Annotated in this window: 18 protein-coding genes, 1 tRNA gene and 1 other annotated feature; of the genes, 18 read left to right on the top strand and 1 reads right to left on the bottom strand. The window is 31.9% G+C overall.

The window, feature by feature from the left end; genetic code table 11:
- Positions 1–3 precede the first annotated feature (3 nt).
- From N4A57_RS11380 to leuS, 3 genes are all read left to right on the top strand, one after another.
- Complete coding sequence (locus tag N4A57_RS11380; RefSeq protein WP_293658118.1) at positions 4–912, top strand: LCP family protein; 909 nt, start codon at positions 4–6, stop codon at positions 910–912.
- A gap of 280 nt (positions 913–1192) precedes the next feature.
- The gene (rsfS, locus tag N4A57_RS11375; RefSeq protein ID WP_293658117.1) at positions 1193–1546 is read left to right on the top strand and encodes a ribosome silencing factor; all 354 of its coding nucleotides are present in this window, start codon (positions 1193–1195) and stop codon (positions 1544–1546) included.
- A 47-nt stretch (positions 1547–1593) separates the two neighbouring features.
- Positions 1594–1777: a binding site (T-box leader), on the top strand.
- Positions 1778–1852: 75 nt separating this feature from the next.
- On the top strand, positions 1853–4312 hold the full coding sequence (gene leuS / locus N4A57_RS11370; protein WP_293658116.1) for a leucine--tRNA ligase: 2460 nt from the start codon (positions 1853–1855) through the stop codon (positions 4310–4312).
- 29 nt (positions 4313–4341) lie between these two features.
- On the opposite strand, the gene N4A57_RS11365 is transcribed toward leuS, so the two are convergent.
- Complete coding sequence (locus N4A57_RS11365; protein ID WP_293658115.1) at positions 4342–5655, bottom strand: D-alanyl-D-alanine carboxypeptidase family protein; 1314 nt, start codon at positions 5653–5655, stop codon at positions 4342–4344.
- Positions 5656–5796: 141 nt separating this feature from the next.
- Between N4A57_RS11365 and N4A57_RS11360 the strand changes: the two genes are divergently transcribed.
- The 15 genes from N4A57_RS11360 (at position 5797) to rny (ending at position 20987) form a co-directional block, all read left to right on the top strand.
- Positions 5797–6360 (top strand): ComEA family DNA-binding protein, encoded by a 564-nt coding sequence (locus tag N4A57_RS11360; protein WP_293658114.1) that lies wholly within the window; start codon positions 5797–5799, stop codon positions 6358–6360.
- Between the two features lie 13 nt (positions 6361–6373).
- Entirely contained in the window at positions 6374–7417 is a 1044-nt protein-coding gene (gene selD / locus N4A57_RS11355) for a selenide, water dikinase SelD (protein WP_293658113.1), read from the top strand.
- Positions 7418–7487: 70 nt separating this feature from the next.
- Complete coding sequence (gene selA, locus N4A57_RS11350; RefSeq protein ID WP_293658112.1) at positions 7488–8912, top strand: L-seryl-tRNA(Sec) selenium transferase; 1425 nt, start codon at positions 7488–7490, stop codon at positions 8910–8912.
- Position 8913: 1 nt separating this feature from the next.
- Positions 8914–10803 (top strand): selenocysteine-specific translation elongation factor, encoded by a 1890-nt coding sequence (selB, locus tag N4A57_RS11345; RefSeq protein WP_293658111.1) that lies wholly within the window; start codon positions 8914–8916, stop codon positions 10801–10803.
- 151 nt (positions 10804–10954) lie between these two features.
- Positions 10955–11929 (top strand): stalk domain-containing protein, encoded by a 975-nt coding sequence (locus N4A57_RS11340; RefSeq protein WP_293658110.1) that lies wholly within the window; start codon positions 10955–10957, stop codon positions 11927–11929.
- A 268-nt stretch (positions 11930–12197) separates the two neighbouring features.
- Positions 12198–12294: transfer RNA gene (locus N4A57_RS11335), tRNA-Sec, on the top strand.
- A 99-nt stretch (positions 12295–12393) separates the two neighbouring features.
- Positions 12394–13059, top strand: a complete 666-nt coding sequence (locus N4A57_RS11330) for a hypothetical protein (protein WP_293658109.1) — start codon at positions 12394–12396, stop codon at positions 13057–13059.
- 176 nt (positions 13060–13235) lie between these two features.
- Complete coding sequence (ruvC, locus tag N4A57_RS11325) at positions 13236–13730, top strand: crossover junction endodeoxyribonuclease RuvC (RefSeq protein WP_293658179.1); 495 nt, start codon at positions 13236–13238, stop codon at positions 13728–13730.
- A 16-nt stretch (positions 13731–13746) separates the two neighbouring features.
- Positions 13747–14343, top strand: a complete 597-nt coding sequence (ruvA, locus tag N4A57_RS11320; protein WP_293658108.1) for a Holliday junction branch migration protein RuvA — start codon at positions 13747–13749, stop codon at positions 14341–14343.
- A gap of 27 nt (positions 14344–14370) precedes the next feature.
- On the top strand, positions 14371–15369 hold the full coding sequence (ruvB, locus tag N4A57_RS11315) for a Holliday junction branch migration DNA helicase RuvB (protein ID WP_293658178.1): 999 nt from the start codon (positions 14371–14373) through the stop codon (positions 15367–15369).
- Positions 15370–15380: 11 nt separating this feature from the next.
- A complete protein-coding gene (locus N4A57_RS11310; protein ID WP_293658107.1) occupies positions 15381–16697 on the top strand; it encodes a SpoIID/LytB domain-containing protein in 1317 nt (438 codons plus the stop codon).
- 11 nt (positions 16698–16708) lie between these two features.
- On the top strand, positions 16709–17734 hold the full coding sequence (queA, locus tag N4A57_RS11305) for a tRNA preQ1(34) S-adenosylmethionine ribosyltransferase-isomerase QueA (protein ID WP_293658106.1): 1026 nt from the start codon (positions 16709–16711) through the stop codon (positions 17732–17734).
- A gap of 27 nt (positions 17735–17761) precedes the next feature.
- Positions 17762–18880 carry a tRNA guanosine(34) transglycosylase Tgt gene (tgt, locus tag N4A57_RS11300; protein ID WP_293658105.1) on the top strand — a complete coding sequence of 373 codons (1119 nt, stop codon included), beginning with the start codon at positions 17762–17764 and terminating at the stop codon, positions 18878–18880.
- A 69-nt stretch (positions 18881–18949) separates the two neighbouring features.
- A complete protein-coding gene (gene yajC / locus N4A57_RS11295) occupies positions 18950–19219 on the top strand; it encodes a preprotein translocase subunit YajC (protein WP_293658104.1) in 270 nt (89 codons plus the stop codon).
- Between the two features lie 226 nt (positions 19220–19445).
- A complete protein-coding gene (rny, locus tag N4A57_RS11290) occupies positions 19446–20987 on the top strand; it encodes a ribonuclease Y (protein WP_293658177.1) in 1542 nt (513 codons plus the stop codon).
- Positions 20988–21173: the final 186 nt, after the last annotated feature.

Below are 21173 nucleotides of genomic sequence, written 5' to 3'. Positions count from 1 at the left end.
AAAATGAAAAAGTTTTTCAAAGTATTTATTATAGCTTTTTTTTGTTTTTTACTTGTAATGGGCTCTGGAACCTACATTTTTTTAAATAGTATAGAACAAAAGGAATTTGCTACAGAAAATACAGAAGTTGACTCTAGGGAAGTTAGTGAAAAAAGAAAAATAAATATTTTAGCCGTAGGAGTAGATGCTAAGAATTTAAAAAATTCTAAAACGGCAAGAACGGATACTATGATGTTAGCTTCTATTGATACGGATACTAAAGAAATAAGTGTCATATCCATACCTAGGGATTCAAGAGTTTTAATAAGAGGAAGAAGCAAAAAAGATAAGATAAATCATGCCCATGTCTATGGGGGAATAGATCTTACTAAGAAAGCGGTAAAAGATCTATTGGGAGTTCCTATAGATTACTATGTAAAAATAAACTATGAAGGATTAGGAAAGGTAGTAGATACATTAGGTGGGGTAGAAGTAGATGTTCCCCAGTCTATGAAGTATTATGATCCTTATGCAGATCCTCCTTTGAGGATAAATATAAAAAAGGGTAAGCAGGTTCTTAATGGAGATAAGGCCATGCAATTTGTTAGATTTAGAAAGGGATACAAAAATCAAGATTTAGGAAGAATACAAGCACAACAAATGTTTATTAATGCAGTTATTAAAAAGGTTAAATCACCTAGTATAATAGTTAAATTACCAAGGCTCATAAAGAACTTTAATTCTTATGTGGATACGGATATGCCCTTATCTACTATGACATATTTAGCCATAATGGCTAAGGATTTTGATTTAAGCTCCATCCAAATGACTACAATACCAGGGGATGTAAAAACTATAAATAGTATCAGTTATTTTATACCAGATTTAGATGGGGTAAAAGAACTAGTAAATAGACTTGTGTACAATAGATAGAAAGTAAAAAATGAAATATCCTTTTAAAGTGATATTTCATTTTTTCATATGCCTAATAAAATAGTTTCCCTAGGATTGATATTAATAACAATTAACTATATAATAGTTAATGTTATGGAATTTATAAGTAAAAATGAATAAAATGATAAAAAGCATAAGATAAACTTGTTCTATTCTTTTAAAAGATAGACTAATAATAAATAAAGGATGATGTTCTTTTATTTAACATTTATTTTATATAGTTATGCTTTAACAAACATATTGTATCTAGGAGGATTTTATGATAAACAATACTATGGAAACAGTAAAAACCATAATAAAGGCAATAGACGAAAAAAAAGGATTAGATATTAGGATTTTAGATATAAATAATGTATCAAATATTGCAGATTTTTTTGTTATAGCCCATGGAAAATCCACGAGACAAGTAAAGGCAATTGCTGACGAAGTAGAAAAGACATTAAAAGAAAAATCTGTTTTATTAGGCCATAAGGAAGGCTACAGGGATGGTAAATGGATATTATTAGATTATAAAGATGTGGTTGTCCATGTTTTTACAGAAGAAGAAAGAGGATTTTATGGAGTAGAAAGGGTATGGAAGGATGCTAAGGATATATGCCTTGACAACTTCTAAAAAAAAAATTATAATAAAGTAAATTTTGTGGAATTAAAAGTAAATATAGTAAAATAGAGGAGTAGTAGAATTGGAATTTTTTTCAGAGAGTCGATGGAAGGTGTGAATCGGTATAAGGAAGATTTGAACTTGCCTCATGGTAATAAATAGGTTAGTTACCTTTATCAAACTACTAAAGAGGACATGAACATGTCAATTAGGGTGGTACCGCGGGTATTTCTCGTCCCTACTAAGTGGATGAGAAGTATTTTGGGTACTTTTTTTTGTAAATAAAAAAATAATAATAAGAGAATTAGGAGGAGTAATATGTCTAGATACGATTATAGTACAATTGAAAAGAAATGGCAGGAATCATGGGACAAGGATAATGCCTTTGAGACAAAGAATGATACACAAAAAGAAAAATACTATGTTTTAGAAATGTTTCCTTATCCATCAGGAAAGTTACATATGGGACATGTTAGAAATTATTCTATAGGTGATGTGGTAGCTAGATTTAAGAAGATGAAGGGGTATAATGTTCTTCATCCTATGGGATGGGATTCCTTTGGTCTTCCAGCTGAAAATGCTGCCATAAAGCATGGAATACATCCTAATAAGTGGACATGGGAAAATATTGAAGAAATGAGAAACCAACTAAAGGAATTAGGAATAAGTTATGACTGGAATAGGGAAGTTGCCACTTGTCATCCAGATTACTATAAGTGGACCCAATGGATTTTCTTACAAATGTATAAAAATGGACTAGCATATAAGAAAAAATATCCTGTAAACTGGTGTCCATCTTGTGAAACAGTTCTTGCCAATGAACAGGTTGTTGGTGGCCTATGTGAAAGATGTGATACGGCAGTAGGTAAAAAGGACTTAAGTCAATGGTATTTTAAAATAACAGATTATGCAGATGAATTATTAGAGGATATAGAAAAATTAAAGGGATGGCCAGATAAGGTTAAGATAATGCAAAAGAACTGGATTGGTAAGAGTACTGGAGCTGAAATGACCTTTAATATAGATGGCTTTGATGAAAAACTAGATATATTTACTACTAGACCAGATACTATCTGTGGAGTAACATATATGGTTTTAGCTCCAGAACACCCATATGTTGAAAATCTAGTAAAGGGAACTGAGTATGAAGAGTCTGTAGCTAAGTTTAAAGAAAAATTACAGCATATGTCTGAAATTGAAAGAACATCAACCACTGTAGAAAAAGAAGGAGTTTTCCTAGGTAGATATGCTATTAATCCTGTTAATGGTAAGAAAATTCCCATATATATAGCAAATTATGTACTTATGGATTATGGTACTGGTGCTATAATGGCAGTACCTGCCCATGATGAGAGAGACTTTGAATTTGCAAAGAAATATGATCTTAGTATAATTCCTGTAATAGAACCTAAGGATATGAAATTAGATGAAAACATGGAATGTGCCTATACTGGAGAAGGGGTAATGATAAATTCTGGACACTTTAATGGTACAGATAGTAAAGAGGGAATAGAAAAGATGGTAAATTTCCTAGAAGAAAAGGGTTTAGGAAAGAAAACTATTAACTTTAGACTTAGAGACTGGTTAATCTCTAGACAAAGATACTGGGGAACTCCTATTCCTATAGTATATTGTGATGATTGTGGTACAGTAGCCATAGAAGAAAAGGACTTACCATTAGAACTTCCAACGGACGTAGTATTTTCAGGTAAGGGAAAATCTCCACTTACTACAAGTGAAAGTTTTATGTATACTCCTTGTCCAAAGTGTGGTAAAAAGGCTAAGAGAGAGACAGATACAATGGATACTTTCGTAGATTCTTCTTGGTACTTCTTAAGATATGCAGATCCTAAGAATCACTCAGAAATATTTAATAAGGAAATAGCAGATTACTGGATGCAAGTTGACCAATATATAGGAGGAGTAGAACATGCTATACTTCACTTATTGTATGCTAGATTCTTTACAAAGGTATTAAGTAAACTTGGGTATTGTTCCGATTCTGAGCCATTTGAGAACTTATTAACTCAAGGAATGGTTCTTAAGGATGGAGCTAAAATGTCTAAATCTAAGGGAAATGTAGTTAGCCCTAAAGAAATCATTGAAAAATATGGTGCAGATACGGCTAGAACATTCATACTATTTGCTGCTCCTCCTGAGAGGGATTTAGAATGGAGTGATGCAGGTGTTGAAGGCTGCTTTAGATTCTTAAATAGAGTATGGAGAGTAGTAGATGAACTAAAAGGCATGGACTCTAATAAAGATAGAGAATTAACTAGGGAAGATAAACAACTAAATTACATGATACACAACACTATAAAAAGAGTTAGTGAAGATATAGAAGAGAGATTTAATTTTAATACAGCAATAAGTGCTATCATGGAACTTATAAATGAAGTTTATAAGTATAAGGATTTAGATGGTGAAAAGAATGAAAAATTATTAAAAGAGGCCCTTGAAGCTATCGTGGTTTTATTAGCTCCATTTGCCCCTCACATGACAGAAGAGTTATGGAGTATGTTAGGAAAGGAAATGAGTGTACACGAAGCTAGTTGGCCAACTTATGATAAAAAAGCTATCATAAAAGATGAAGTGGAAATTGTAGTTCAAGTAAATGGAAAAGTTAGAGACAAAATAGTTGTAGCTGCTAACATGAGCAAGGAAGATATGGAAAAAGAGGCCATGGGTAATGAAAAAATAGCTGGATTAATAGCTGGAAAGAACATAATCAAGGTTATTGCAATTCCGAGAAAATTAGTTAATATTGTTGCTAAATAGATAAAAAATAAGAGTCTTTTAAAAGACTCTTATTTTTTATACTTATTAACTTGTTTATATTTTCCTAACCTACGTTTTTTTATTTTACGACGTTTAATACGTCTCATGGTTACTATGGTCCTATAGATTAAAAATAATAGTATTAAAGAGGATAATCCTATGAGAATGCTTTTACCTATAGTAAAAGTAGGAAAAAGCTTTTTCTCTTCTAAGGACCTATCAGATATTAGATCTACTTTTGCAAATTCCGAATCATTGTTGGTATAGATTATTTGGCCAAGAATTTGGCCCTTTTCTATAGGTAGTTTTATTCCATCTGTTATTTCAACTTTTTTTTGTATATTATAACTACCATCCTTAGGAACTGTTTTGTATAAAGTATTTTTAGTCAAAAGATTTATATTTAAACTCTTATCATTGTTCACATATATACTTTTCACCTTTTTATTTCCAATTGTAAGTTTTATAGTCTTAAAACCTTCAAAGGCATAATCGAGTAAGGTTCTTGTATCCGAGTATATATTTTTTCCTGTTGCCTTTAATACTACACTTATAACCCTATGTCCATCCTTTTGAGCTGTGGCTACTAGGCACTGCTGAGCAGCAACTGTATATCCAGTTTTAATGCCATCTACAATGTCGTATTTTATATCAATTAATTCACCCTTATATTCCATTTTATTTCTGCCACCAGTTCCCCACAAAAGTCTATTGGAATTTTTTAAATATCTAGTTTCTTCCTGTTCATTTGTAGGTGGAATTTCATATCTTGATGTTTTAACAATTTCGCGAAATTTTGGAATCTCCATGGCTTTTTTAGCTATTAAAGCTAAGTCATAGGCTGTAGTTATGTGGTTTGGGTCTGGTAATCCATTTGGATTTGTGAAATTAGTATTTTTTGCTCCCAATTCCTTTGCCCTTTTGTTCATTAAATTTGCAAAGGAATCTACATTTTCAGAAATGTGGATGGCTAATGCTACAGCAGCATCATTAGCTGACTTTACTAATAAGGCATACAATAATTGTTCTACAGTAACTTTTTCACCTTCATTTAAATAAATTCGACTACCACCTGTAAAGGGACTTTTATCGTCTATAGTTACAACTTCATCTAATGTACAATTTTCAAGGGTGAGTAAAGCAGTCATTATTTTAGTAGTGCTTGCGGGATACATGGGAGTATTACCATTTTTTTCATATAGTACATCACCAGTTTGGAAATCTATTAATATACCACTAGGGGCACTTATTGTAGGTTGAGAAACTGCAAATGCATCAGTAATAAATACTACATTAAATAATAGGACGAACAATAGGATAAAGGTTATTATGTTTTTTTTCACGTTATTACCTCCCAATAAGTTGACTACCTTACTAGTATAGCAAAAACTAAGGGGATTTTTAATAGGTTTAATTAAAAATAGTTAAATAATCGTATATATTGTTAAATAATATTAGAGATACTATCTATTAGGAGGTGCCCCATGAAAAAAGAAAGGATTGTAATAGGTTTAATCATAGTAATTAGTTTAATATCCCTGTGGAATAGTAATTATATTGGGAAAAAGGATTCATATGAAATATCAATTAATGAAATAAAAGATAATATGAATGAAAAGGAAGAAGACAATGTAAAAGAAAATAGAAAAATTATAATAGATATTTGCGGTAGCATTAAAAATCCAGGTATAATAGAATTAAAAGAAAATTCTAGAGTGGCAGATGCGATTCAAATGGCTGGTGGATTTAGGCAAGATGTGGATAGATTGAAGGTTAATTTAGCAAAAAAGCTCATAGATGGAGAACAAATATATATTCCTTCCATAAATGATAAAGATCAGTCCACAGAGGATAAAAAAGTAAATATTAATTTAGCTACTAAAGAAGAATTGATTAATTTAAATGGCATAGGTGAAAGTTTGGCCGTGAGAATAATAGAATATAGAAGTAACTATGGAAATTTTGAAAAAATTAATGATATAATGAATGTAACAGGCATAGGCAGTAAAAAATTCGATAGTATAAAAGATTTTATACGTTGCTATTAGAAGAGGTGATAAAATGACAAAAGAGTTAGTAAAATTAACCCAAATGGCTAGAACATCAGGATGAGCTGCTAAAATAGGGCCAGAGGACCTGGCTAAAGTATTGTGCAACTTACCTAAAATAGAAGATAAGAATTTAATAATAGGACTAGATACGGCTGATGACGCAGCTGTATATAAATTATCCGAAGACACGGCAATAATTCAGACACTGGATTTTTTCACTCCTGTAGTGGATGATCCCTATGAATTTGGACAAATTGCGGCAGCAAATTCATTAAGTGACGTATATGCCATGGGTGGAAAACCCCTTTTAGCCATGAATATAGTATGCTTTCCAACTTGTATATCCTTAGATATTTTAGGAGATATATTAAGGGGAGGAGCAGATAAAGTAAAGGAAGCTGGAGCTACCCTAGTAGGTGGTCATAGTGTAGATGATAATGAACCTAAATATGGACTATCAGTAACTGGACTAGTTCATCCAGATAAGGTTATGGGTAATAATATGGCAAAAGAAGGGGATGTACTTGTTTTAACTAAACCGGTAGGAAGTGGCATTTTAAATACGGCCATAAAGGCAGATCTTTTGTCCCATGAAGAAAAAAGAGAAGTAATTAAAATAATGGCCAATTTAAACAAGGTGGCAGCCGAGGGAATGAATATGTGTGAAGCTAATGCTTGTACAGACATAACTGGATTTGGCCTTTTAGGACATTGTCTTGAAATGGCGAAGGCCAGTGGGGTTACCATTATAATCAATAGTGACAACATGCCTATTATGGGTAAGGCACTAGAGTATGCTCAAATGGGTTTAATTCCTGCAGGTGCGTATAAAAATGAGAATTATATAAAATCTCATTTAGAAATAAGTGATGAAGTAAACAGAGAATTAATAGACATAATGAATGATCCTCAAACATCAGGAGGTCTATTAGTATCTATACCAAAGGAAAGAGTATCTAATTTGATGGAGTTTTATGAAAATAATTTAGATACAGAATTTAGGATTGTTGGAGAAGTTATAAAAAAGAAGGATAAATACATTTATGTGAAATAGGCATCATTAGATGCCTTTTCAAATGCTAGGATAAACCATAATAAAATTTTATTTAAATGGAGTGATTTATATGGCAGATAAAAGACAATTATTTAGCTTGATTCCTAAAGTAGATGATATATTAAATGAAAAAAAAATAATAGATATACTAAAAGATTATGATAGGGATTTTGTACTCAAACATGTGAGACAAAATATAGAAAATATTAGAAAACAGATTGTGAAATTGAAGGACAATGAAATAGAAACCTTTAAAATTGAGGAAGATATGGTAATTTCAAATATATTAAAATCTGTAGACGAAGAAAAGGCAATGAATTTAAGGAGAGTAGTAAATGCTACAGGTGTAGTACTTCATACTAACTTAGGAAGAGCTCTTATTAATGATAATTTAAAAAATAGCATATGGGACGCTGTTAGTAATTATTCTAATTTAGAATATGACATAGAAACGGGAAAGAGAGGATCTAGATACTCTCATGTAGAAGAAGTCCTAAGTCAGCTTACAGGGGCAGAAAGTGCCATGGTTGTAAATAATAATGCGGCAGCCGTATTATTGGTTTTAAGTACTATGGCTAAAAATAAAGAAGTGATCGTATCTAGAGGTCAACTAGTAGAGATAGGTGGTGCTTTTAGAGTTCCTGAGGTTATGGAACAGGGTGGAGCCCTTTTAAAAGAAGTGGGTACTACAAATAAGACCCATGTATGGGATTATGAAAAGGCCATAGGAGAGGAAACAGGACTTTTGTTGAAAGTTCATACGAGTAACTATAAGGTTTTAGGTTTTACAAAAGAAGTATCCATTGAGGAATTAGTAGAAATAGGAGATAAATATAAATTACCTGTAATTGAGGATATAGGAAGTGGAACTTTAGTAGATTTCTCCAAATACGGAATAACAAAGGAACCAACAGTACAAGAGAGTATAAAGAAGGGTATAGATGTGGTTACCTTTAGTGGAGACAAACTATTAGGAGGGCCTCAGGCAGGCATAATAGTAGGAAAAAAGGAATATATTGATTTAATGAAAAAGAATCCATTAACTAGGGCTATTAGAATAGATAAATTAACTTTAGCTGCCCTAGAAGGTACATTAAGAACATATCTTACTTCTAAAAATCCAGATAAGGAAATTCCTACTTTAAGAATGTTAACTTATACTAAGGAAGAAATAAGTGAAAAGGCCTATAAATTACATGATATTTTAAGAAATTCTCTAGTTGATTTTAATATAGAAAAGGAAGAAGGCCACTCTCAAGTTGGAGGAGGGTCTATGCCTACTGAATATTTAAAAACTACTTTAATTAAAGTAAGCCATAAAGAAAAAAATGCTAGTTATATAGAAAAGAAAATGAGAGAAAATAATATTCCAGTAATAGGTAGAATAAGTGAAGAAAATATATTATTAGATGTACGTACAGTAAAGGAAGATGAATTTAATATAATCAAAACATGCTTATTAGAAATAGAGAAAATGGCACAGGGAGGCAAGTAGGGTGAAAAATGTTGTAATTGGAACAGCAGGGCATATAGATCATGGTAAAAGTACCTTAATTAAGGCGTTAACAGGTTTGGACCCAGATAGATTGAAAGAAGAGAAAAAAAGAGGTATTACCATAGATCTGGGATTTGCTGAATTTGTTTTACCAAGTGGAAAGAGGGCAGGAGTAGTAGATGTACCAGGTCATGAGAAATTCATAAAAAATATGTTAGCAGGTATAGGTGGTATAGATATTGTATTATTAGTAATAGCTGCTGATGAAGGGGTAATGCCTCAGACTCAAGAACATTTAGATATTCTATCCATACTAGAAATAGAAAAGGGAATTGTTGTACTTACTAAAGCAGATTTAGTAGATGAGGATTGGCTTTCTTTAGTAAAGGAAGACATAAAAGAAAAGCTAAAGGGTACTTTTTTAGAGGATGCTACTATGATGGAAGTGTCAGCTCTAGAAGGAAAAGGTTTAGATGAGCTATCCTATGAAATAGATAGACAAACGGATGAACTAAAAAATAGAAATACAAACTTACCTCCAAGGATACCTATAGATAGGGTCTTTTCCATATCAGGGTTTGGAACTGTTATAACAGGAACCCAAATAGAAGGAACTTTTCAAGTTGGAGATGAAGTAGTAATATATCCAAATAAAATAAGTACAAAGATAAGAGGAATACAAGTCCATGGAAAGAGTGTGGACAGGTCATATGCAGGACAGAGAGTTGCTATAAATCTTGCAAATATGAAAAAGGATGATATTAAAAGGGGAGATGTACTTAGCATAGATAAGGTCCTAGAACCAACAATGATGCTAGATGCAAAGGTTAGTGTACTAAAAGAATCAAATTGGTCTATTAAAAATAGGTCAAGGCTTAGATTATATCATGGTAGTTCTGAGGTCTTATGTAGGGTTGTGATTTTGGATAAAGAGGAGATATTACCAGGGGAATTTGCTTACATTCAATTAAGGCTAGAAGAAGAAATCGTAGCAAAGAGAGATGATAAAATAGTCCTTAGATTTTACTCACCGATGGAAACTATAGGTGGTGGGTTCATAATAGACTCTAACCCTTATAAGCATAAAAGATTTAAAGATGACATAATTGAAAAATTACAATTAAAAGAAAAGGGAGATATAGAGGATCTCATTGACGAGATGATCAAAGTTAATAGTGAAAACTATGAAACTATGAAGTCTTATATAGATAAGGGTGAATTTGAAGAAAATGAGATGAAAAATGTCATTGAAAAATTCATTGAAGAGGATAAAGTGGTTAAGTTTGTAGATAATGTTATATTACATAAAGACTATTTAGAAAAGATTAAAGAAAATATCATAAAAGAGCTAGAAGATTTCCATAATAAGAATAATTTAAAGTTAGGAATGAAGAAGGAAGAACTTAGGAATAAAGTTATGAAAAAGGTGAAAAATAAATTATACGATGATTTGTTAGTTTATTTTGAAAATATATTAAACTTAGTAGATAATAAGGTTTCATTAAAGGATTTCAAAGTCATATATACTAAAGAACAAGAAGAAATGAAGAAAAGAATTGAAGATAATCTTATTAAAGGTAGATTTAGTCCTAAGACTGTAAAGGAAATGGCTGAAACCTTTAAAGATGAAGAAGGGTTTAATAAGGTTATTCAATCTATGATTGATTTTAATCTAGTAATAAAGTTAGATGAAAATATTGTACTATATCATAGTGTTTATGACGAAGCTGTAAGTATGATAAAAGATTTTATAAAGGATAATGATGGTATTACTCTAGGTCAGTGTAGAGATGTACTTGGTACCACAAGAAAATTTGCTCTGCCTCTGTTAGAATACTTAGATAATAATAAGATAACTAAAAGAGATGGGGATAAACGTATAATTAATTAAGAGAATAGAAATATGAAAACTAACCTTAATTTGGGAATTAAGGTTAGTTTTTTATTTAGATGAATTAAGAGGATGGTCAACCATAAAGTGATTATTTATACATTATGTAAACAGTGATATAATTTTTGGTATTAGTGTGAGGAGGGAAAAAATGATACTCAGATTAACTGGACTTATTGTAGCTTTGGGAATTCTAATGAATACATTGCCAGTCCATGGCGATTCATATGTAATGCATACGGTGAAAATGGGTGAAACATACTCAACAATAGGAAAACAATATAATAAGAGTGAAGAAGAAATAAGAAAATTAAATGGATATTCAAAAAAAATATACACAGGGAATTTAGTAAAGATTAATCCTATTAAAGGTAATAAGAGCATAGGAATAAATGTTAATGGTAAGCTATTACAAGTGGATAGTGAACCGTATATGGAAAAATCTAGAGTATTTGTTCCCGTGAGCTTTATAGCTAAGGCGTTAAATGTGAATGAAATTAAGTGGGATAAAGAAAGTGAAAGTGCCATTATAAAGGACAATAATAAAGAAATTATTTTGCCAATAAAATCAGACAAAGTAGTTATAAATGGGAAAGAAGTTAAATTAGATGCTCCCATTAATATTAATGATGGAAGAACTTTTGTTCCTATTAGGTTTGTAGCCCAAGCTCTTGATTGTGAAGTAGGGTGGAATGCTAAGGAATATATAGTAAACATAAAAAAAGAGGAAGAACTTATAGAAAAAGTACAGAAAAACTATGGAGAAGAAGATTTGTATTGGTTATCTAGGATAGTAGAAGCAGAAGCCAAGGGAGAACCCTTTGAGGGAAAGCTAGGGGTAGCCAATGTGATAATAAATAGAAGAAAACATCCTCAATTCCCAGGTACAATAAAGGATGTTATATTTGACAATAAATGGGGATATCAATATACTCCCGTTGTGAATGGAACTATATATAACAATCCTTCTGAGGATAGTATAAGAGCAGCCATCATGGCATTAGGGGGTAATAATAATATAGGTGATTGTCTATATTTCTTAAATCCTAGAAAAATAACTAACTTTTGGGTAGTTAAAAATAGAAAATATTATACAACAATAGAAGAACATGACTTTTATTTGTAAAATAGAGTAGACCTTAGTTCTGCTCTACTCTATTTTATGTTTACCCCATGTGGTAAGATTATTGTGGTAGAGATGAAATAATGAAGTTCTATGAACTTTTATGTATAATAGTAATTTATTATGTAAATAATAAAGAGGATTGAGAAAGTTATGAATATGGTCATTTTACCTTTATGTCCCGCAACACGTCGAAAAATGTAAAAATACCCATTGACAATAAAAAATATATTGTGCTATAATCAAATAGCAATAGTAAGTACAAGTACATGGGAGTAGATGGTGGCTGGTGTTGCCTCTGGTCTTCAAAACCAGTATGAGGGGTTAGTAGCTTCTTAGGTGGGTTCGATTCCCACATATTCCCGCCAATTATTTTAAAGAGTTTGCAAAAGCAGACTCTTTTTTCTATTTGTTGGAATAGAATAAGAAAAAGTGGTAATAATATACTGTTAGATGGGAGGTATATTATGAGAAGAAGGAAACCAAAGGGTAGAATAATTTTTATTTGTGTCTTTTTACTAGCAGCTAGTTTTATATATGGATATTATACAAAGGATAATAATGAGGAAGAGAAAATCACTTTAGGTGGGAAAAAAGTAGAAGAAAAAAATCCAACTAAAAAGGAAAAGGTAGAAATATCAAAAAAGGATACTAATAAAAAAATTGAAGAAACTAAGAAAAATGTGGAAACTAATGGGGATGAAGAAAAAATAAATGAAGAGTTAGTTACAGAAAAAACTCAAATGGTATTTAAAACCCATTATGAAAAATATAATGATATAAAGGTGGAAAAGAAAAAGGTGCCTAAGGATGTAATTGGATCTGACATGGATACCTTTAGGGAATATGTACAAAATAGCTACGAAAATTGGAAAATAAGAAAGATAGATAAAAATGAGGTAGAGTTGTATAAAAATAGTGATGAAATTCCACCTAATTATTATCTTATAAAGGAATTAGATGAGTATTTAGCAGTATATAAAACTGATGAGAATGGAAAATTAACCTTAGTAGAAAAGACAGATATTCCACTAAATGTTTTAGGAGAAACAGATATAGGATATATTAAAGCAGGTATAAAAAAGAAGACCTTAGAAGAAATATATAGTGTATTAGAGGATTATAGTAGTTAGAATATATAGTTATACAGATTTATTGTAGTTAATTTAATATGCATATAAAATTTCAAGCGCCAATAGGCGCTTTTTTACATGAGAAGGGAATTAAGAACTAGTTACCCATATTTAATCTTATATGTAATTATGTTACAATGAAGTGTATGACTGTATATACAAAGGGGAGAAATATGATGAGAATCTTAGGGATAGACCCAGGAATAGCTATAGTAGGATATGGAATAATTGATTATGTGGGAAATAAGTTTAAAACAGTAGACTATGGAGCCATAACTACAGATTCTAAAATGAAAACATCAAAGAGGTTAAAAGTAATATATGATTCACTAGAAGAACTCATAAAAGTACATAAACCAGATGTTATTGCCATAGAGGAATTGTTTTTTAATAAGAATGTTAAAACAGCTCTCATAGTAGGTCACGCAAGGGGAGTATGTATATTGGCAGGAGAAAACTTTAACCTAGACATATTTGAATATACACCGTTACAAGTGAAACAAGGTATAGTTGGATATGGTAGGGCTGAGAAAAAGCAAGTTCAAATTATGACAAAGACCCTTTTAAATTTAAAGAGTGTGCCTAAACCGGATGATGTGGCAGATGCACTGGCTGTGGCCATTTGTCATGCCCATTCAGGAAAGTTTGGAAATTTATTCAGTTTAAAATAGAGTGGAGGACGTACTTATGTTTGCTTATATAAAAGGCTCTTTAGAGTATAATGGTGGAGACCACATAATAGTGGAGAACAATGAAATTGGATACAAGGTATTTACAACAAGTTTTTCCATAGGTGAATTTCTTAAAAGGGAAGGAAATATATGTGTATATACGAAAGTTGTAAATAGGGACGATGAAATGAATATATATGGATTTTCATCAAATGAAGAGATGGATATGTTTAATAAATTAGTAAGTGTATCTGGTGTAGGAAGTAAAATGGCACTTGGGATACTATCATCCATATCATTAGGTCAGCTAGTTGGAGCTATTGTGGCAAATGATACAAAGGAACTTACAAAGGCCCAAGGGGTAGGAAAGAAAACAGCTCAAAGAATAGTACTAGAATTAAAGGATAAGGTGGATAAAAATTTAGCTTTAATTCAACCAAGTTTCCATGATTTCATAACACCAAGTGAAAATCATGTGGATGAGGCAACCCAAGCCCTAATGAGCTTAGGATATAAAAAGTCAGAAGTGGAAAATGCTATAGGGAAAATAAAGGTTGATAATTTAAGGGTTGAAGATATAATAAAAGAGGTCCTAAAAATTCTTTCACTATAGGAAAGGAGGCGTATATAATTGTATAATATGGAAGATGACAGAGTTATAACTAGTTCTTTAAAGAATGAAGACTGTGAAATAGAAAATAATTTAAGACCTAAGAGTATAGGCGAGTATGTAGGTCAAGAAAAGGTAAAAGAGAAATTAAATATATTTATACAAGCAGCAAAAATGAGAAATGAAGCCTTAGACCATGTCCTATTATACGGACCACCAGGATTGGGAAAAACAACCCTTTCTAGTATTATATCCCATGAAATGGGTGTAAACTTAAAAATCACATCGGGTCCTGCCATAGAAAGGCCAGGAGATCTAGCAGCCATATTAACTAATCTAAGTGAGAATGATGTTTTGTTTATAGATGAAATACATAGATTGAGTAGAAGTGTAGAAGAAGTATTATATCCTGCCATGGAGGATTATGCACTAGATATTATTATAGGAAAAGGTCCAAGTGCCAGATCTATAAGGCTGGATTTAAGTAAATTTACTTTAATTGGAGCTACTACTAGGGCGGGCCTTTTAACATCACCCCTTAGGGATAGGTTTGGTGTTATATGCAAATTAGAATTGTACAAGCCAGAAGAACTAAGTGAGATAATAATTAGATCAGCTAATATACTAGGTATACTAATAGAAAAGAGTGCAGCACTTGAAATTGCCAAAAGATCTCGAGGGACACCGAGGATTGCAAATAGGATTTTAAAGAGAATAAGAGACTTTGCCCAAGTGAAAGGGAATGGAATGATAACCCATGAAATATCTAATGATGGTTTAAAGTTATTAGAAGTTGATGAGTATGGATTAGACAATACGGATAGAAGCATATTAAAAACCATAATAGGCAAATTTAGTGGTGGACCTGTAGGCTTAGATACCCTTGCCGCATCCACAGGAGAAGAAAGAACTACAATAGAAGATGTTTATGAACCCTTTTTACTACAATTAGGGTTTATAGAAAGAACTCCAAAAGGAAGAAAAGTTACTAAACTTGGATACGAACACTTAGGAATTAAGTGGGAATAGGAGTGTATAACATGAAAAAGTTTATGGGTCTATGTGTAATTGTAATTTTAATTGTGATGAATACCTTTTGTGTAAGTGGACAAGTAAATATTCCAGAAACAATAAAAGTGGGCATCATATTTGGCAATAAGGAAATTGATAATATTAGGCTAGAGGGAGATTCGAAAATAATTATTGTAAAAGATGGAGATGTAATTAATGAAGGTTCCACCTTCATATTGAAAAAAGATGATGGAAATACTTTGAAAGTAATAGGTAAAAATGGTGATGACATACTTCAGTATGATGTAAAAAAGGATAAAGTTTATTTTAAGGGAGATAAGATAATAAAAGTAAATGGTAAAACCTATAGAGGGAGCATAATGGTAGATAGGTATTATAATAGTGATCTTACCATAATAAATGAACTTAAGATGGATGAATATCTATATGGGGTCTTGCCAAAGGAAATAATATCCAAGTCTTGGCCATTAGAAGCACAAAAAGCTCAAGCTGTAGCAGCTAGGAATTTTGCTTTAGTAAAATTAGGTTTACACAAGGACTTAGGATTTGATTTATGCAATAGTACCCATTGTCAAGTATATGGTGGGTTTTCTGTGGAAAATAGCCAATCAAATAGAGCTGTAGATGAAACAAGTGGACAAGTATTGACTTACAATGGACAAGCAATTTCTACATATTACCACTCAAATAGTGGTGGCAAAACTGAAAATATGGAAAACGTATGGTCTAAAGCAGTAGAATATATAAAGAGTGTGGAAGATCCTTACTCTATTGGTGCACCTAATGACTCTTGGGAAAAAAGCTATTCAAAATATGAAATTGAAAATATACTAAATAATGGAGAAAATCACATAGGAAAACTAAAAAGCATTAAAATTAAGAATAGGGCAGATAGTGGAAGAGTTACTGAACTAGAGATTATTGGAGATAGAGATAAAATAATTCTACAAAAGGATAAGATACGAAAGGTATTTGGTTATAATAATATAAAGAGTACCTGGTTTAATATAAAGCATGATGGGGACAGGAATAAAATAGTCCTACAAGAACCCTATGAAGAATCTAGACGTGTGACTATGGAGAATGTATATGTTATAAGTGATAAAAAAACTATGAAAGTAGAGGAACAATTATACATACACAATGGTGAGACCACAAGTGAAATAAATTTTGAAAATGTTTCAGATGACTATTTATTCGTAGGAAGAGGATGGGGTCATGGATTAGGTATGAGTCAATGGGGTGCTAAAAAGATGGCAGAAGAAGGATTCTCCTATGAGGAAATATTAAAGTTTTATTATAAAAATATACTATTAGAAAGATAAGGGGCATGAGAATGAACAAAAGTGATTTTTATTTTGATTTACCAGAAGAATTAATAGCTCAAACTCCCATAAAGGAAAGGGATACATCAAAATTGATGGTGGTAGACAGAGAAACTGGTGATATTGACCACAAACAATTTAAGGATATTGTGAAATACTTAAAAGAAGGAGATTGCTTAGTATTAAATAATACAAAGGTATTACCTGCAAGATTATTTGGAGCTAAGGAACATACTGGTGGAAAAGTGGAATTTCTATTACTAAAGAGAATAGAAGGAGATAAGTGGGAAACCTTAGTAAAACCTGGAAAAAAGGCTAAACCAGGAGATGTAATAGTCTTTGGGGATGGAATATTAAAGGCAAATGTATTAAAAGTTGGGCAAGAAGGGGCTAGGATAGTAGAGTTTGTGTATAAAGGAATATTTGAAGAAATATTAGATGAGTTAGGAACTATGCCTTTACCACCATATATTAAAGAAACTCTAAATGAAAAGGAAAGATATCAAACTGTATACGCTAAGGAACAGGGGTCAGCAGCAGCACCTACTGCGGGTCTTCACTTTACTAAAGAATTAATTGAAGAAGTGAAAAATAAAGGGGTCAAAATTGCTTATGTAACCCTTCACGTGGGACTTGGGACTTTTAGACCCGTAAAGGCAGAAAGTATATATGATCATAAAATGCATGAAGAATTATACATCATAGAAAGGGAAGCTGCCCATGTAATTAATAAAACTAAAGAAGAAGGTGGTAGAATCATAACTGTAGGAACCACATCCACAAGAACTTTAGAAAGTGCAGCAGATGAATTTGGAAGAGTAAAAGCTGAAAGTAAATGGACTAACATTTTCATGTATCCAGGATATGAATTTAAAGCAGTAGATGGTATAATAACAAATTTTCATTTACCAGAGTCCACACTTATAATGTTAGTAAGTGCTTTTATGGGAAGAGAAAGAACATTAAATGCATATGAAGAAGCTATTAGAAATAAGTATAGATTTTTTAGTTTTGGAGATGCAATGTTTATAATATAGTCATAGTAGATTTAGGAGGAAAGATTAATGGCAATTAAATATGAATTAATAAAGGTTTGTAAACAAAGTGGAGCAAGGCTTGGGAAAATACATACACCCCATGGAGTTATAGAAACTCCTATTTTTATGCCAGTAGGAACACAAGCTACTGTAAAGGCCATGACGCCAGAGGAATTAAAAAAGATTGAAGCACAGATAATATTAAGTAATACATATCATCTATATTTAAGACCAGGACATAAGTTAGTAGAAAAGGCTGGGGGTCTTCATAAATTCATGAATTGGGATAGGCCAATTTTAACAGATAGTGGTGGATTTCAAGTATTTAGTTTAGGAGATTTAAGAAAAATATCTGAAGAAGGTGTTGAATTCAGATCCCATATAGATGGTTCAAAACATTTTTTAAGCCCTGAGAAGGCCATTGAGATAGAAAATTCATTGGGAGCAGATATTATTATGGCCTTTGATGAATGTGCTCCATATCCTGCAGATAGACAGTATGTGAAAAATTCATTAGAAAGAACTACAAGATGGTTAAAAAGATGTATAGATGCTCATAAATATCCAGACCGTCAAGCTTTGTTTGGAATAATCCAAGGTGGTATGTATAAAGATTTAAGACATCAAAGTTTAAATGAGATTCTTTCTTTTGATCTACCAGGATATGCAGTGGGAGGACTTAGTGTAGGAGAACCAAAGGATTTAATGTATGAAGTACTAGAATATACTACTCCACTTATGCCAAAGGACAAACCAAGGTATTTGATGGGTGTTGGAAGTCCAGATTGTTTAATTGAAGGTGTTATAAGAGGTATAGATATGTTTGACTGTGTCCATCCTACTAGAATAGGGAGAAATGGAACAGCCATGACTTCTATTGGTAGAGTAGTAATTAAAAATGCCAAGTATGCAGAAGATTTCATGCCCCTTGATCCAAATTGTGATTGTTATACATGTAAAAACTATTCGAGGGCATATATAAGACATTTATTTAAAGCAGGTGAAATTCTAGCATCAAGGTTAGTTACATACCACAACTTACATTTCTTACTAAACTTAATGAAAGAGATAAGGCAAGCTATTAGGGAAGATAGACTATTAGATTATAGAAGAGAATTTTTTCAAAAATATGGATATACTTTATAATTAATAGAGGTTTTTTTCACATGGATGTAGAAATAAATTAAAGACTATATCTAAAGGAGGAAGGATTAAATGCAACAACAATTTATGCAACCTATTATAATGACAGTGGTGTTTATAACCATATTTTACTTCTTTATAATAAGACCCCAAAAGAAGAGAGAAAAACAAGTAAAGGATATGAGGTCTAATTTAAAAGTGGGAGATTATGTAGTTACAATTGGTGGAATCCAAGGGAAAATATTTAAAATTAAGGAAGATGATATTACTATAGAAGTTGGTTCTGATAAGGTTAAATTAAGGATATCTAGATGGGCAATAGGTAGCGTGGTAAATAAGTAATTCTAAGTGGGGCAAGAGGTTATGTGCCCTTAAGTTCAGCTTGACAGTATATAAAAAAAGATATACAATTATAACAGATATTGGTGTGTGGAGTTTATAATTAAGGAAGAAACCTAGTTAGTATTTTAAATTTTTACTATAATAATAAAATAGTGGAAGATTTAAAAACCGAGGATTCTCGGTTTTATTCTTTATCTGACTCTTTATCAAAAGGGAGGTGTGAGATATTAGTCAATTTTACATTATAGCAATATCAGCATTAACTGCTGGCATAGGCGTAGGCATAGGGTATTTAGTAAGGAAAAATATTGCTGAGGGAAAAATTAATAATGCAGAGAAAAAATCTGAAGAAATAGTATTAGAAGGAAGAAAGAAAGCAGAAACTTCTAAAAAAGAAATGCTTCTTGAAGCAAAAGAGGAAGTTCATAAACTAAGAAATGAACTGGAAAGAGAAAGTAGAGAACGCAGAAACGAACTTCAGAGATCAGAGAGAAGATTGATTCAAAAGGAAGAAGCCTTAGATAGAAAGTCTGACAACTTAGAAAAGAAAGATGATATCTTAAACAGAAAGATTAGGGATATAGATTCTAAGAGGGATGAAGTTGGCAAAATCCTACAAAAGCAATTGGAAGAACTTGAAAGGGTTTCAGGATTAACTTCAAATGAAGCTAAAGATCTATTGTTAAATGAAATAGAAAAAGAAGTTAAGCATGAAGCTGCTATAATGATTAAGGATATAGAACAAAAGGCAAAGGATGAGGCCCAAAAGAAGGCTAAGGAAATTATTGCTTATTCTATACAAAAATGTGCAGCTGATCATGTGGCAGAAACTACAGTATCAGTAGTAAATTTACCTAACGATGAAATGAAGGGTAGAATAATTGGTAGAGAGGGTAGAAATATTAGAACCCTTGAAACTTTAACTGGTATTGATTTGATTATTGATGATACTCCAGAAGCAGTTATCCTTTCAGGATTTGACCCAATACGACGTGAAATAGCTAGAATAGCCCTTGAAAAATTAATTGTAGATGGTAGAATACATCCAGCTAGAATTGAGGAAATGGTTGAAAAAGCTAAGAGAGAAGTAAATGAAATAATTAAAGAAGAAGGAGAGCAAGCTACCTTCGAAACTGGAATACATAGCTTGCATCCAGAGTTAGTTAAATTATTAGGTAGATTGAAATACAGAACTAGTTATGGACAAAATGTATTAAAACATTCTATAGAAGTATCTCATTTGGCAGGTGTAATGGCTGCTGAGTTAGGTGTTGATGTGAAACTAGCAAAAAGAGCTGGCCTACTTCATGATATAGGAAAGTCTATAGATCATGAAGTGGAAGGAACTCATGTTGAAATAGGAATGGATTTACTTAAAAAATACAAAGAGTCTAAAGAGGTTATTCACGCCATGTCTACACATCATGGAGATTATGAACCTCAAACTATAGAAGCAGTTTTAGTAACTGCAGCAGACGCCATATCAGCAGCAAGACCTGGAGCAAGAAGAGAAACATTGGAAACTTATATTAAGAGATTACAAAGATTAGAAGAGATAGCTAATGAGTGTAGTGGTGTTGAAAAATCATTTGCCATACAAGCTGGTAGAGAAATTAGAATTATGGTTAAGCCAGATGAAATGAATGATGAAGGAATAGTTTACTTAGCCAGAGAAATTACTAAAAAAATCGAAAGTGAATTAGAATATCCAGGACAGATTAAGGTTAATGTAATAAGAGAAACTAGAGCTATAGAATATGCAAAATAATATAAAAAAAGGAAACCTAAAAAGGTTTCCTTTTTTTATATATAGGAGCGTGCCCAGCAAAGCTGTAATTTGCTTACTGGTGAAAGTCCAGTCTAGGTAGTTGCCAAGAAGCCTAGTAGCTATAAGACCAGCGTTATTAGAGATAGTAGCGTTGAAGCGTTTTGAAAATGTGCCTTTATGGTGCTA

This window comes from Anaeromicrobium sp. (genome assembly GCF_025210435.1).
GTDB lineage: Bacteria > Bacillota > Clostridia > Peptostreptococcales > Thermotaleaceae > Anaeromicrobium.
This window is presented reverse-complemented; position numbering and strand designations above follow the sequence as displayed.

Coding starts and splice junctions, on each gene's coding strand:
- N4A57_RS11380 (WP_293658118.1), top strand. CDS start 4: ATGAAAAAGTTTTTCAAAGTATTTATTATAGCTTTTTTTTGTTTTTTA.
- rsfS (WP_293658117.1), top strand. CDS start 1,193: ATGATAAACAATACTATGGAAACAGTAAAAACCATAATAAAGGCAATA.
- leuS (WP_293658116.1), top strand. CDS start 1,853: ATGTCTAGATACGATTATAGTACAATTGAAAAGAAATGGCAGGAATCA.
- N4A57_RS11360 (WP_293658114.1), top strand. CDS start 5,797: ATGAAAAAAGAAAGGATTGTAATAGGTTTAATCATAGTAATTAGTTTA.
- selA (WP_293658112.1), top strand. CDS start 7,488: ATGGCAGATAAAAGACAATTATTTAGCTTGATTCCTAAAGTAGATGAT.
- N4A57_RS11340 (WP_293658110.1), top strand. CDS start 10,955: ATGATACTCAGATTAACTGGACTTATTGTAGCTTTGGGAATTCTAATG.
- N4A57_RS11330 (WP_293658109.1), top strand. CDS start 12,394: ATGAGAAGAAGGAAACCAAAGGGTAGAATAATTTTTATTTGTGTCTTT.
- ruvC (WP_293658179.1), top strand. CDS start 13,236: ATGAGAATCTTAGGGATAGACCCAGGAATAGCTATAGTAGGATATGGA.
- ruvA (WP_293658108.1), top strand. CDS start 13,747: ATGTTTGCTTATATAAAAGGCTCTTTAGAGTATAATGGTGGAGACCAC.
- ruvB (WP_293658178.1), top strand. CDS start 14,371: ATGGAAGATGACAGAGTTATAACTAGTTCTTTAAAGAATGAAGACTGT.
- N4A57_RS11310 (WP_293658107.1), top strand. CDS start 15,381: ATGAAAAAGTTTATGGGTCTATGTGTAATTGTAATTTTAATTGTGATG.
- queA (WP_293658106.1), top strand. CDS start 16,709: ATGAACAAAAGTGATTTTTATTTTGATTTACCAGAAGAATTAATAGCT.
- tgt (WP_293658105.1), top strand. CDS start 17,762: ATGGCAATTAAATATGAATTAATAAAGGTTTGTAAACAAAGTGGAGCA.
- yajC (WP_293658104.1), top strand. CDS start 18,950: ATGCAACAACAATTTATGCAACCTATTATAATGACAGTGGTGTTTATA.